This is a genomic window from Streptococcus sp. 9.1(2021), from assembly GCF_030466425.1.
Classification (GTDB): Bacteria; Bacillota; Bacilli; order Lactobacillales; family Streptococcaceae; genus Streptococcus; species Streptococcus wuxiensis.
On the sequence record NZ_JAGQFU010000001.1, the window covers coordinates 633,037 to 646,683 of the forward strand.

Here is a 13,647-nt window from a genome sequence, read left to right on the forward strand (position 1 = left end):
CTCGCTTAAGATCTACCGATAAGATATTCTTTCTTGCGTCTATTATAACAAAATGCAATTAAAAAGTAAATTTTTTTCATAAGGAATCTCCAATAATTCACCTAAAATAGAAATACTAATCTAACGTCATTCCCTTTTTTGCCCCTTCTAGAACAAAAAGAAAAACCGCTACTCCTAAGAATAGCGGTTTAATCATGTTTTTAAGCTACAAATGTAGTCGCTCTATTATTTAAGAGTAACTGAAGCTCCAGCTTCTTCCAATTTAGCTTTGATTTCTTCAGCTTCTGCAGTTGGAACACCTTCTTTGATGACACCTGGTGCACCATCAACAAGTTCTTTAGCTTCTTTAAGTCCAAGACCAGTGATTTCACGTACAACTTTGATAACGCCAACTTTTTTGTCACCAGCAGCTGTCAATTCAACGTCAAATGAGTCTTTAGCAGCACCAGCGTCAGCAGCACCAGCTGCAGCAACAGCTACAGGAGCAGCTGCAGTTACACCAAATTCTTCTTCGATAGCTTTTACAAGGTCGTTCAATTCAAGGATTGAAGCTTCTTTAATTTCAGCAATAATGTTTTCAATGTTCAATGCCATTGTTATTTCCTCCAAATAAGTTTAAATTTAATTTTGTTATTTTTTTGTAGCTAGGCTACGCTGCGTAGCTTATGATTAAGCTGCGTCTTCTTTGTTGTCTGCAACCGCTTTGACTGCAAGAGCAACGTTGCGCACTGGCGCTTGAAGTACAGAAAGGAGCATAGAAAGAAGTCCTTCGCGACTTGGAAGAGTTGCAAGAGCAACGATTTCTTCTTTTGATGCGACAGCGCCTTCGATTGCACCACCTTTGATTTCAAGTGCTTCAGCGTTTTTAGAAAAGTCGTTCAAGATTTTCGCTGGTGCGATAACATCTTCGTTAGAAAATGCTACTGCAGATGGTCCAACAAAAACAGATGCAAGATCTTCAAGACCAGCTTTTTCAGCTGCACGACGTAAGATTGAGTTTTTGATAACTTTATACTCAACTTCGCTTCCACGAAGCTCACGACGAAGAACTGTATCTTGTTCAACTGTCAAACCACGAGCGTCTACAACGACGATTGATGCAGCAGCTTTCATTTTCTCAGCTACTACGTCAACTAGTTCCGCTTTCTTAGCAATAATTGCTTCACTCATTAGTGTGTTCACCTCCGTAATTATTTTGCTTGGGGAATTTTTCCAAAAGAAAAACGCGCCCAAACCTAGACACGAAAGTACAATACGCTTCTTTTTACATGATACGTTTTGTCCTCGGTAGGATATTTATGAGTCTTGCTCCCCTACTGTCTTAGGCAGTTTTTTCAAACCGTTTATAAGTATATCACAAGAATTCTATCAAAGCAAGTATTTTTTAAAAAAAATTGAGTTTTTTCTCAATTCTACTGCCACTTAGAGAAGAATATTTAAATATTTTCTCAGTAAATGGAAAAGATTGGTACCAAGTTATTATAGATTAAGAGCGCATGAAAGATCAACATTAACACATGAAATATGAATGGAGTATTTTCCGTGGTTTGAATGTTCTGATTAGATTTTTGATTGTCTAAGAAAAAAGTTAATGACAAGAAAAGTAGGATTATGCCATAAATAATGCTAATGTGATAAAGAATGAGCCCTATGATACTGAAATAGAGGAAACCGAATATGGGTGTCGAGAAAACAATCAGAGCTAAGGAACCAAATGCGATTCTTATTATCGAAATCATTAAGAAACTATAGGCTGAAAATGTGGTAAATTTTGATACTTGGAATCCTGTTTTTTTCTGCTTGGATAAATAATGAATGATAAAAATCGGATAAAGAATATCTATCATCTTGACTCTCTCCTCTTTCTAAGATACTTTACTCTAATTTATTTTACCTATTTTTCCTTCAAAATTCAATTTCTCTCTTGACGGATAATATTATTTAGTGTACTATACAACTGTATATACACTTAAAAAGGAGTTATTATGAATACACAAAAGAAAACCCAATTCATGACTTTAACCGCATTGCTAACCGCTATCGCTATTTTGATTCCCTTGGCAATGCCCTTCAAGATTGTTATTCCGCCCGCTTCTTACACTCTAGGAAGCCACGTTGCAATCTTTATTGCTATGTTCCTTTCTCCTTGGATGGCAATCTTTGTCATTATAGCTTCTAGCCTAGGATTCCTCATGGCTGGTTATCCAATTGTCATTGTACTTCGAGCTTTCTCCCATATCTTTTTCGGCACTTTGGGCGCCTTCTATCTGCAAAAACATCCTCAAATCTTAGATAATCCAAAATCTTCTTTGATTTTTAACTTTGTACTTGGTTTAGTACACGCTATTGCCGAAGTCTTTGCTTGTATTATCTTCTATGCTAGTACAGGAACAGACCTAAAAAATATGTTCTATGTTCTCTTTGTATTGGTTGGTTTTGGAACTATTGTTCATAGTATGGTAGACTATTACTTAGCATTAGCTGTTTATAAAGCATTGAAAAAACGTCGTTAAGCGTTAAGAAAGAAGAATATGACAAAAAATCGAAAAGAAGCACTTCTACAACTCTTAAAAGAAGCTCAAAAACCTCAAAACGGAAAAAGCTTAGCAGAACATTTTCATGTCACTCGCCAGATTATCGTTCAGGACATTGCAGTTCTTCGTGCAGACGGTGCTCCTATCTTATCAACCAATCGTGGCTATATTTATAAAGAAAGCAAAACCAACCCGTATGTTCACAAGCTGTTTAAAGTAAAGCACGAGATGGAAGAAATCGGTCAAGAACTTCTAGCTATCGTCGATAATGGGGGGCGTGTTCAGAATACCTTAATTGATCATCCTGTCTACGGGGAAATTGAAACCTTGCTTAAACTCTCTTGTCGCCGTGACGTTCAGCATTTTTTAGAGCAAGTCGAACGGTCTGACTTTAGACCACTTTCTGAATTAACAGATGGCGTCCATTATCACCTAGTCGAAGCTGAAAACGAACAAGACCTCCTCTATATTGAGAAGGCCTTGGACAAGTTAGGGTATTTGGTAAAGGATTAAAAAATTCTTTTTTCCCATCCATCTTCTGTACGGTGACGGTAGAAAAATTCAGACTTGTCTGGAGCTTCCATCATCTTCATCAAAGGTAACATATCATAAGCCAGATCCAAATTCGGAATCTGGTCTTTTTGTACCCAGGAAACTTCTCCTTCTTCAGATGATTGTAGAGTACCAGTAAACTCAGTCGCCTTGTAACAAAAGACAATATAACGCTCACCTGTATCCAGTGGCCAATTTTTAATGCCGACAAGTTGAGGATTTTGGATTGTCAGACCTGTTTCCTCGTATATTTCGCGAATAACTGACTCTGCAAAAGCCTCTCCGTCTTCGACATGTCCTCCTGGAAAGGCATAGCCAGACCAGCGATTGCTTTCGGGTGAACGATACTGCATGACCACGCGCTGCTTTTCTAGATCTTCAATCATACAAATATTGGTAAGAATGGTTAATTGTGCTCGAGACATAGGACTCACTTTCTAATCTTTAATTTTCTATCTTATACTTAACTTTAGATTTCATAATCAAAGGATTAACTAAGTCATGATATTCATGAATTTCATGGAGCAAGGAACCTCTGATGATTCTAATTTCATTATTTTCTTTATTAACGTAGTAGTCTAAATTGATAGGCATAGATGAATCTGGAACCATGGAGAAAAAGAAAAATATCACGAACCAGATTATGAGAGCAAAGAATCCGCTGAGAGCTTGAAAAATCAAATGATGCCATTGAAAGATTCTTGTTTTATAAAAGATGGTCCATGGATGGATAAATAGGGTTAAGCAGAGACCAAAAAACCAGATATTCCACAAAACTGGGGTAAAAGCTAAACCAAATAAACCTAGGATAAAATGGAGTAGGGCAAATACCAAGAACAGTAGGTAAAGAATCCTAAATATAGTTAGATGTTTTCTCATAATTAACTCCTCTTATTTTCAATAAATTTCATAAACAAAATCGTTAAAGCAGCTACAGTAAAAAAGATTAGATAGGTTGCTATAGGAAACCAAATATAGCGGTGGTCTAGGGATACGAGAGAAGGTAAAATCCCTTTACTGTTTTTTCCACCAATCCCAATAAAGAGATGGACTATTAAACCGATACTATTAAGATAGATAAATAAATCTGCAAATCTTTTTATTGTCATCCTTGCCCCAGACAAGTCTAAGAACCAATAGTCAAATAATCGATATACCAGACAAAAAAGATTTATATATATCGGAAAACTATAGTTGATATCTCTGTATGGCGAAGGAATAGGGAGACATTCAAAAATTAGATTCAAACTTAGTCCTATTGCTAGGATAATTCCGAGAATCAAGAAGAATCCTAAAAATTTATGAGAATCTAGCCAAAGATGAAAACTTTCTCTCCTTGAGAGATTCTTTTTTGTATTTGAATTTCTTTTATTCTTTTTCATTTGAGTGGATTTTCCCTATTTTCTTCTTCCCTCTTTTTCTTTTCAATATGCTTGGAAATCAAAATGATCAAAGCAGGCACTAAGAAGAAAATTACATAAGTAAGAATAGGAAACCAGGTATAGTGGGGGTCTAAAGTTAGCAAGGGAGGAATACTCTTTCTATTTCGACCCATTATTCCAAAAAATAAGTGAAACAGAAAACCTACTCCATTTAGGTACAAGAATGGATTTGCAAAATCTTGGACTCTAGTCATTCCATCGAAATTATCTCTAAAAATACCCTGATAAAGTATATTCACTAAGAATACTAGATTCATATAAAGTGGAAAGACATAATTGAGGTTTTGATATGGTTTTGGAAGAAGAGTTGTCCCAAGTAACAAATAGATTATCCCACAAGCTGATAAGAAAAATATACTACTATCTAATAGAAAAGCTATTTTTGAATGCTGTAGCAACCACAATTTAACTTTATCCAGCCAGCTTATTTTTTGATTTTGCTTATAGTGTTTTTTTGATGTTTTCTGACTCTTATTTTCTTGTTTCATGATAGTTTCTTCACTTCTGCTGCAACCTTTTTGAGATGCTGTTCCCGCATACTAGCGGTATTCACATCCCGGCCAACTTCTCCTAAGATGCAGACGCGCTTGGTTTTAATCCCACAGTGGTTCAAGACGGCATTTTTCAAAACAGAGATACCATAACTATCAGGAATGTTGAGAGGACCTGAAAAGATCTTGTACCACCAGGTAGGTGCCATCGAAGTTGCATAAATACTTGCTGTTTTCCCTTTTAATAACTTTTTAAACTGTTTGCCTCTGAGGTAATTCCAAATAAAACTTCCCTGGTCATTGGCTGAGTAGGCAATTCCTGGTGTAAAGACACGATCAATCCAACCTTTCATAAGGCTAGGCATACTACTCCACCAGATGGGATAAACAAAGATGAAATGATCTGCCCACTTTATTAATTCCTGAGAACGAAGGATAAAAGAATCTTCTTCCATACGTTTTCGATAGCCATAACGTAAAACAGGATCAAAGTCCTCTTCATTAAGGTTGATGGCTTCAAGTTCATGGCGACCTGAGTCAAGATTTTCTACAATGGTTTGAAAAATAGCCTGACAGTAACTTTCCTTATCAGGGTGTCCATTGATGACTAGAATTTTCATTCGTCTTCTCCTTCATTTCTTTGGTTCATTCTATCTCTTTTAATTTTTTACTTGATTAATTGATAATGATTCAAAGATCGATAGATACGTCCTTTAGGAATCTTTATTTGAAGAACACACCATCCGCAATTCCTTAACAGATTTTCCAAGTTCAAGTATTTTTTCTGGGCCATCAACAGTAAAACCCATTTTTTGATAGAAAGCAATGGCTCGCTTATTATCTTTCAATACCCATAAATAAATTTCAGAGAAATGATCAAGAGCAGCAAATGCAGCATGCATTAACTGTTTACTCACACCTTTTCCATAGTAATCTTTTAAAACATATAAGGCTATGATTTCACCAGCTTGAATGGCTTCATCACGAAAATTTCCATAGCTGATAAATCCAACGACCTTCTTTCCATCCATCGCAATCAAGGTATTCTCTGGATATTTTTGACTAAAGAATCGACATTTTTCTAATGTCATCGTCTCCTGAAAATCCGCGGGTAAAAGATCGTCATAAGCCTCTCTCCACGTTTGCCAATGAACGAGAGATTTTCCTTCTATCTCTTCAGGAGTTTCCATTGTTTTAATGATAATCTTCATTCGCTTTATCCTATCTAATCCAAGGCCTTGACTTCCAACATCATATCACGTATTTGAGCAGCTAACTCGAAATCAAGCACTTCGACGGCTTCTTGCATTTGTTTTTCCAGTTTCTTGACAAGTTCTTTGCGTTCTTGTTTGTTAAGGCTATTAATATCGACTTCCTTGTCCTCTTCCTTGGCAACTACCTTGGTTACAGAAATCAGGTCACGGATTTCTTTCTTAATAGTTTGTGGCACGATACCGTGTTCTTCATTATAAGCCATCTGAATTTTACGACGACGAGCTGTTTCATCAATGGCGCGTTGCATAGACTGAGTCATAGTGTCTGCATACATGATCACGTGTCCCTCGCTATTACGGGCAGCACGACCGATGGTCTGAATGAGTCCACGCTCATTACGAAGGAAACCTTCCTTGTCGGCATCAAGAATAGCAACTAGACTCACCTCTGGAACGTCAATCCCTTCACGAAGGAGGTTAATCCCTACCAAGACATCAAAGACTCCTAAACGCAGGTCACGGATAATCTCTGTTCGCTCTAAAGTCTTGATATCCGAGTGCATGTATTTGACCTTAATCCCCATTTCCTTGAAGTAGTCAGTCAAGTCTTCAGCCATTTTCTTGGTCAAGGTTGTAATAAAGGTCCGTTCATTCCTTTCAACACGGGCGTTGATTTCACCTAAGAGATCATCAATTTGTCCCATAGTCGGACGCACTTCCACTTCTGGATCCAAAAGACCAGTCGGACGAATGATTTGCTCAATAACGGTCTCAGTCTGCTCATGTTCATAATCACCAGGTGTCGCTGAAACATAGACGATCTGGTGAACATGACTTTCAAACTCTTCACGACGAAGGGGACGATTATCCAAGGCAGATGGCAAACGGAAACCGTAATTAACCAACATTTCCTTACGTGAACGGTCTCCATTATACATGCCCTTGATCTGTCCCATGGTCATGTGGCTCTCATCAATCATAATCAAAAAATCATCAGGGAAGAAATCAAGAAGGGTGTACGGTGGCTCTCCTTCGCTTCGTCCATCCATGTGGCGGGAGTAGTTTTCAACCCCGTTTGTATAGCCCATCTCACGAAGCATCTCGATATCGTATTCTGTTCGTTGTTTCAAGCGTTGCGCTTCGAGGAGTTTACCTTCCTTCTCAAAGACAGCTAACTGCTCCTCCAACTCAGCCTCAATCTTAGCAATAGCTACTTCCATATGGTCATCATTCGTCACAAAGTGAGTCGCTGGAAAAATCGCCAAATGATCCACTTCACCCAGAACTTGACCAGTTAGAGCTTCAACTTCACGGATACGGTCAATCTCATCCCCGAAAAACTCAACACGAAAGGCATGCTCATCACGAGAGGCTGGGAAAATTTCCACCACATCCCCACGTACACGAAATCTTCCCCGTTGGAAGTCAATGTCATTGCGCTCAAACTGAATGTCCACCAAATCATTGAGCAGTTTATCTCGAGAAATCTCAAGACCTGGACGCAAACTAACCACGCTATCAGCGTATTCTTTAGGAGATCCCAAACCATAGATACAAGACACAGATGCAACAATGATCACATCATTACGCTCCAAAAGAGCTGATGTAGCGGAGTGGCGAAGTTTATCAATCTCGTCATTGACCGAACTATCTTTTTCGATATAGGTATCGCTAGAGGGCACATAAGCTTCTGGCTGGTAGTAATCATAGTAAGAAACAAAGTACTCAACAGCATTTTCAGGGAAAAATTCCTTGAACTCCCCATAGAGCTGTCCCGCTAGGGTTTTATTGTGGGCAATGACAAGAGTTGGTTTATTGACCTGGGCAATGACTTGACTCATAGTGTAGGTCTTTCCTGTACCAGTCGCCCCCATCAAGATTTGAGCCTTTTCTCCACCCTCAATATTATCCACTAACTGTTCAATGGCCTGCGGTTGATCCCCAGAAGGTTGGTATTTGGATACTAGTTTAAATTTGTTGTCTGTAATTCGATTTATCATAATAGCCTCATACATATTTTCTATCCTTCTATTTTACCATAAAAAGGAAAGAGTTTCTGTTTTTCAACAGACCACCTCACCTTGTTCTATGTTATATTTTCTTACATAGAAATATAAAATATTTGTCGTTCTTCAACTTTTTTGATATAATTTAAAAATATCTTGAAAGGAGACATCACATGAAGAAAAAAATCCTAGCTTGTTTGCTAATTTTATTTCCTATTCTTTCACTAGGAATAGCAAAAGCTGACACAGAAAAAACCAAGTATGTTATCGCCAGTGACTCATCTTTTGCGCCATTTGTTTTCCAGGACTCAAGCAATCAATACACTGGTATCGATATGGATCTAATCAAGGCAATCGCTGAAGACCAAGGTTTTGAAATCGAGATTACCAATCCAGGTTTTGATGCTGCTATTAACGCAGTCCAATCTGGACAAGCAGACGGTATCATTGCAGGTATGTCAGTGACTGATGCTCGTAAAGAAACTTTTGATTTCTCTGATTCTTACTATACAGCAAATACTATTCTTGGTGTTAAAGAATCAAGTACCATTTCTTCTTATGAGGATTTGAACAATAAGACTGTAGGTGTGAAAAATGGTACTGCTTCACAAACCTTCCTAACAGAGAATCAAAGCAAGTACGGTTACAAGATCAAAACTTTTTCCGATGCTGCATCTATGTATGATAGCTTAAACACTGGTTCAATTGATGCCGTTATGGACGACGAACCTGTTATTAAATATTCTATTAGTCAAGGACAAAAGTTAAAAACACCAATCGCAGGTACACCAATTGGTGAAACTGCCTTTGCAGTAAAAAAAGGAAGTAATCCAGAATTGCTAGAGAAGTTTAACAAGGGTCTTGCAAATCTTAAAGCAAATGGAGAATTCCAAAAAATCCTTGATAAGTATCTAGCTAGCGGTTCTACTACTACAAGTTCAACCGCTGATGAAACAACTATCTGGGGCTTGTTGAAAAACAACTACAAACAACTTCTCAGCGGACTTGGAATTACCCTCTCATTAGCACTTATTTCATTTGTAATTGCGATTTTCATCGGAATTATCTTCGGTATTTTTAGTGTCAGCCCTTATAAATCACTCCGTTTGATTTCAGAGATTTTCGTTGACGTTATCCGTGGTATTCCACTCATGATTCTCGCAGCCTTCATTTTCTGGGGAATTCCTAACTTTATCGAATCCCTCACAGGTCAACAAAGTCCAATCAATGACTTTGTCGCTGGTACAATTGCCCTCTCCCTAAACTCAGCTGCCTACATTGCTGAAATTGTTCGTGGGGGTATCAAGGCCGTGCCTGTTGGACAAATGGAAGCCAGTCGAAGCCTTGGTATTTCATATGGAAAAACCATGCGTAAGATTGTCCTGCCACAAGCAACCAAGCTCATGCTTCCAAACTTTGTAAACCAATTTGTTATCGCTCTTAAAGATACAACAATCGTATCTGCAATCGGTTTGGTAGAACTCTTCCAGACTGGTAAGATTATCATTGCTCGTAACTATCAAAGTTTCAAAATGTATGCAATTCTCGCAGTCTTTTACCTTGTGATTATCACTCTTCTAACTAGATTAGCGAAACGCTTAGAAAAGAGGATTCAATAATGGCAAAATTAAAAATTGACGTTCATAACTTACATAAACAATATGGTAAAAACAAAGTCCTTAAAGGAATTTCAGCGAAATTCTATGAAGGAGATGTTGTTTGTATCATTGGACCTTCTGGTTCAGGTAAGTCAACTTTCTTGCGTAGCTTAAATCTCCTCGAAGAAGGAACAAAAGGAAGCATCACAGTCAATGGCTATGATCTAACGGATAAATCTACCAATGTAGACCATGTTCGTGAAAATATCGGAATGGTGTTCCAGCACTTCAATCTCTTTCCACATATGACCGTATTGGAAAATATCACTTTCGCTCCTGTAGAACATAAGTTAATGACTAAGGCTGAAGCTGAAAAATTGGGTATGGAACTCCTTGAAAAAGTTGGGCTTGCTGACAAGGCCAATGCCAATCCTGAAAATCTATCCGGTGGTCAAAAACAACGTGTGGCTATCGCTCGTGGTTTAGCAATGAACCCTGATATTATGCTCTTTGACGAGCCAACTTCTGCCCTTGACCCTGAGATGGTTGGCGATGTTCTGAACGTTATGAAAGAATTGGCTGAACAAGGCATGACTATGATCATCGTAACCCATGAAATGGGATTTGCTCGTAAGGTTGCCAATCGAGTAATATTTACAGCAGACGGTGAATTCCTAGAAGATGGTACACCTGATCAAATCTTTGATAACCCACAACACCCTCGTCTAAAAGAATTTTTAGACAAGGTGCTCAACGCTTAAAAAACTGCAAGGTTTACCTTGCAGTTTTTTTCTCACTTGTATTGGATTTTTGGATTTTTTAGAAAATTATGATAAAATAAAGGGTATGAAAATGGGGATTCCTCATGCCTAGGATATCTAGGAAAGTAAATAGAAATTAGGTAGCTGGATGTCATCTAAAGTTATTGTTACAATTTTTGGTGCTAGTGGAGATTTGGCTAAACGCAAGCTCTACCCTTCACTTTTTAGACTTTACAAATCAGGTAATTTATCTGATCATTTTGCTGTTATTGGAACTGCTCGTAGACCTTGGAGTAAGGAATATTTCGAATCTGTTGTTGTCGAATCTATTTTAGACTTGGCAGATAGCGCAGAAGAGGCTCAAGCTTTTGCTAGTCATTTTTACTATCAAAGCCACGATGTTAATGATACCGAACACTATATCGAATTACGTAAGCTTCAGGCTGAGTTAAATGAAAAGTATCAAACTGAACACAACAAGCTCTTCTTCCTCTCAATGGCACCACAATTCTTCGGTACCATCGCCAAACACCTCAAGTCTGAGCAAATCGTTGACGGTAAAGGCTTTGAACGTTTGATTGTTGAGAAGCCTTTCGGTACGGATTATGAAACCGCAAGCAAACTAAACGAAGAGCTTCTAGCTACTTTTAACGAAGAGCAAATCTATCGTATCGACCACTATCTTGGTAAAGAGATGATTCAGAGTATTTTTGCCATTCGTTTTGCCAATATGATCTTTGAAAATGTTTGGAATCGGGAACATATTGATAATGTTCAAATTACCTTTGCAGAACGTCTAGGTGTTGAAGAGCGTGGTGGCTACTATGATGAGTCTGGCGCCCTTCGAGACATGGTTCAAAACCACACACTTCAGCTTCTGTCACTCCTTGCTATGGACAAGCCTGCAAGCTTTACAAAGGATGACATTCGCGCAGAGAAAATCAAGGTCTTCAAGAACCTTTACCACCCTACAGATGAGGAACTTAAAGAGCACTTCATCCGTGGTCAATATCGTTCTGGTAAAGTTGATGGCATGAAATATATTTCATACCGTAGCGAACCAAATGTCAACCCAGAATCAATGACAGAAACCTTTGCTTCAGGTGCCTTCTTTGTCGATACTGATCGCTTCCGTGATGTACCTTTCTTCTTCCGTACAGGTAAACGCCTAACTGAAAAAGGAACACACGTAAACATTGTCTTTAAGCAAATGGATTCAATTTTTGGAGAGCCTCTAGCACCAAATATTTTGACCATCTATATCCAACCAACAGAAGGTTTCTCTCTCAGCCTTAACGGTAAAGAAGTTGGAGAAGAGTTCAAACTTGCACATAACTCGCTTGACTATCGAACAGATGCGACTGCAACAGGTGCTTCACCAGATCCTTATGAAAAGCTAATCTACGATGTATTGAATAACGATTCAACTAACTTTAGCCACTGGGAAGAAGTTAGCGCTTCTTGGAAATTGATTGACCGTATTGAGAAGCTTTGGGCTGAAAACGGTGCTCCACTTCATGACTACAAGGCTGGTAGCATGGGACCTCAGGCTAGTTTTGATCTCCTTGAAAAATACGGAGCCAAATGGACATGGCAACCAGATATCGCCTATCGTAAAGATGGTCGTTTAGAATAATCAAAAACAATCCTGCAAGAATTCTTGCAGGATTTTCTTTTATATCAAACCTTCTAGAAGGCTCTTCATAAAGTTTTCAGAGTTAAACTCACCGATATCATCGATTTTTTCACCAAAACCAATTAGCTTAACAGGGATATTGAGTTCCTCACGGATAGCAAGAACAACACCACCTCGGGCAGTTCCATCAATCTTGGTTAAGACAATACCTGTCAAAGGAGTGATTTTTGAAAATTCTTTTGCTTGTACAAGAGCATTTTGACCTGTTGAGGCATCGAGGGCTAGAAAAGTTTCATGTGGTGCTTCTGGCACTACGCGTTTGATGATACGACCAATCTTTTCCAATTCTGCCATTAAGTTTTCTTTGTTTTGCAGACGGCCAGCTGTATCAATCATGAGAATGTCAATACCTTCTGCTACTGCTCGTTCCATCCCATCAAAGACAACACTAGCTGGATCTGCCTTCTCAGGACCAGTAACGACAGGAACATCTACACGACGTCCCCATTCTGCTAACTGAGCAACCGCACCCGCACGGAAGGTATCAGCAGCAACAAGCATAACCTTCTTGCCAGCTTGTTTGTATCGATTAGCTAATTTACCAATTGAAGTTGTTTTCCCGACCCCATTAACTCCAACAAAAAGCATAACCGTTAATCCATCTTGGAAGTTAATATTTTCATTATATATGCCGTCCTTTTCGTATAGCTCCACCAATTTTTCGATGATAACACGACGAAGGGCATCAGGTTTCTTAGCATTCTCAAGCTTGGCTTCATAACGCAATTCTTCCGTAAGATTTGAAGCCACCTGCACACCAACGTCACTCATGATGAGCAGTTCTTCAAGTTCTTCAAAAAAATCTTCATCGACTGAGCGGAAATTTGCAAAGAAAGCATTCAAACGGGCACCGAATCCAGTACGAGTTTTCTTGAGACTGCGGTCATATTTTTCCTGTACAGTCTCTTGAACTTGAGGAGTTTCTTCGATTACTAGATCTTCTTCCACTTCCTCAGCGATTTCCGGCTCTGTTTCATTTGATTGAGGTTGAACAGTTTCTTCCTCGTCACTTTCATTTGAAGGGATCTCTTCAACAGGAACCGATTCCACTTGAGGACTTTCTACCTCTTCAACTTGAATTGGGTCTTCTTGAGGAATTTCAACTTCATCAAGAGGTTCAATGATCGCTTCTTCTACAGCCTCTACTTCAGGTGAGTCTTCATTTGTTTCTTCCTGAGGTTCTGCAGGTAAGATAACTTCTTCTGATTCTGTCACTACAGCATTTTCAAATTCTGATGTATCGTTTTGCTCGTTATCATCTGATAAATCAATGTTTTCTAATGCTTCTTTGACGACATCTTCAATTTTCGGTTCTTCTATTTTTCCAAATAAACGGTCAAATAATCCCATACT

The 13,647-nt window shown here is 38.5% G+C and carries 15 protein-coding genes and 1 other annotated feature; of the genes, 5 read left to right on the top strand and 10 right to left on the bottom strand.

Going from position 1 to position 13,647, the window contains the following annotated elements; translation table 11 throughout:
* Positions 1-225 precede the first annotated feature (225 nt).
* Positions 226-594, bottom strand: coding sequence for a 50S ribosomal protein L7/L12 (gene rplL / locus KBU52_RS03120; RefSeq protein ID WP_001196964.1), 369 nt, complete (start codon positions 592-594; stop codon positions 226-228).
* Between the two features lie 75 nt (positions 595-669).
* A complete protein-coding gene (gene rplJ, locus KBU52_RS03125) occupies positions 670-1,170 on the bottom strand; it encodes a 50S ribosomal protein L10 (RefSeq protein WP_006152070.1) in 501 nt (166 codons plus the stop codon).
* Between the two features lie 38 nt (positions 1,171-1,208).
* Positions 1,209-1,344 (bottom strand) — a sequence feature (ribosomal protein L10 leader region).
* Between the two features lie 641 nt (positions 1,345-1,985).
* Between rplJ and KBU52_RS03130 the strand changes: the two genes are divergently transcribed.
* A complete protein-coding gene (locus KBU52_RS03130; RefSeq protein WP_006148387.1) occupies positions 1,986-2,513 on the top strand; it encodes an ECF transporter S component in 528 nt (175 codons plus the stop codon).
* A gap of 18 nt (positions 2,514-2,531) precedes the next feature.
* Entirely contained in the window at positions 2,532-3,047 is a 516-nt protein-coding gene (locus tag KBU52_RS03135) for a transcription repressor NadR (RefSeq protein ID WP_254724281.1), read from the top strand.
* Here KBU52_RS03135 and KBU52_RS03140 read toward each other — a convergent pair.
* The 7 genes from KBU52_RS03140 to uvrB all read right to left on the bottom strand — a co-directional run bounded on the left by KBU52_RS03140 (position 3,044) and on the right by uvrB (position 8,233).
* Positions 3,044-3,511: an 8-oxo-dGTP diphosphatase gene (locus KBU52_RS03140; RefSeq protein ID WP_254724282.1), complete on the bottom strand. Its 468-nt coding sequence runs from the start codon at positions 3,509-3,511 to the stop codon at positions 3,044-3,046. The two genes, KBU52_RS03135 and KBU52_RS03140, sit on opposite strands and share 4 nt — an antisense overlap.
* Before the next feature lie 19 nt (positions 3,512-3,530).
* Positions 3,531-3,965 (bottom strand): hypothetical protein, encoded by a 435-nt coding sequence (locus KBU52_RS03145; RefSeq protein ID WP_006148384.1) that lies wholly within the window; start codon positions 3,963-3,965, stop codon positions 3,531-3,533.
* Between the two features lie 2 nt (positions 3,966-3,967).
* Complete coding sequence (locus KBU52_RS03150; protein WP_254724283.1) at positions 3,968-4,468, bottom strand: hypothetical protein; 501 nt, start codon at positions 4,466-4,468, stop codon at positions 3,968-3,970.
* Entirely contained in the window at positions 4,465-5,016 is a 552-nt protein-coding gene (locus KBU52_RS03155; RefSeq protein WP_254724284.1) for a hypothetical protein, read from the bottom strand. The genes KBU52_RS03150 and KBU52_RS03155 overlap by 4 nt, the downstream gene beginning before the upstream one ends.
* Positions 5,013-5,639 (bottom strand): NAD(P)H-dependent oxidoreductase, encoded by a 627-nt coding sequence (locus tag KBU52_RS03160; protein ID WP_254724285.1) that lies wholly within the window; start codon positions 5,637-5,639, stop codon positions 5,013-5,015. The genes KBU52_RS03155 and KBU52_RS03160 overlap by 4 nt, the downstream gene beginning before the upstream one ends.
* A 93-nt stretch (positions 5,640-5,732) precedes the next feature.
* Positions 5,733-6,230, bottom strand: a complete 498-nt coding sequence (locus KBU52_RS03165; RefSeq protein WP_254724286.1) for a GNAT family N-acetyltransferase — start codon at positions 6,228-6,230, stop codon at positions 5,733-5,735.
* A gap of 14 nt (positions 6,231-6,244) precedes the next feature.
* Complete coding sequence (gene uvrB, locus KBU52_RS03170) at positions 6,245-8,233, bottom strand: excinuclease ABC subunit UvrB (protein ID WP_254724287.1); 1,989 nt, start codon at positions 8,231-8,233, stop codon at positions 6,245-6,247.
* A 179-nt stretch (positions 8,234-8,412) separates the two neighbouring features.
* On the opposite strand from uvrB, the gene KBU52_RS03175 reads away from it, so the two are divergent.
* The 3 genes from KBU52_RS03175 (at position 8,413) to zwf (ending at position 12,234) form a co-directional block, all read left to right on the top strand.
* Positions 8,413-9,858, top strand: coding sequence for an amino acid ABC transporter substrate-binding protein/permease (locus KBU52_RS03175; protein WP_254724288.1), 1,446 nt, complete (start codon positions 8,413-8,415; stop codon positions 9,856-9,858).
* Complete coding sequence (locus tag KBU52_RS03180; protein WP_254724289.1) at positions 9,858-10,598, top strand: amino acid ABC transporter ATP-binding protein; 741 nt, start codon at positions 9,858-9,860, stop codon at positions 10,596-10,598. Before KBU52_RS03175 ends, KBU52_RS03180 begins: the two co-directional genes overlap by 1 nt.
* A 148-nt stretch (positions 10,599-10,746) precedes the next feature.
* Complete coding sequence (gene zwf / locus KBU52_RS03185) at positions 10,747-12,234, top strand: glucose-6-phosphate dehydrogenase (RefSeq protein WP_254724290.1); 1,488 nt, start codon at positions 10,747-10,749, stop codon at positions 12,232-12,234.
* Between the two features lie 39 nt (positions 12,235-12,273).
* Here the strand turns inward: zwf and ftsY are convergent, their stop codons facing one another.
* Positions 12,274-13,644, bottom strand: coding sequence for a signal recognition particle-docking protein FtsY (ftsY, locus tag KBU52_RS03190; RefSeq protein WP_254724291.1), 1,371 nt, complete (start codon positions 13,642-13,644; stop codon positions 12,274-12,276).
* Positions 13,645-13,647: the final 3 nt, after the last annotated feature.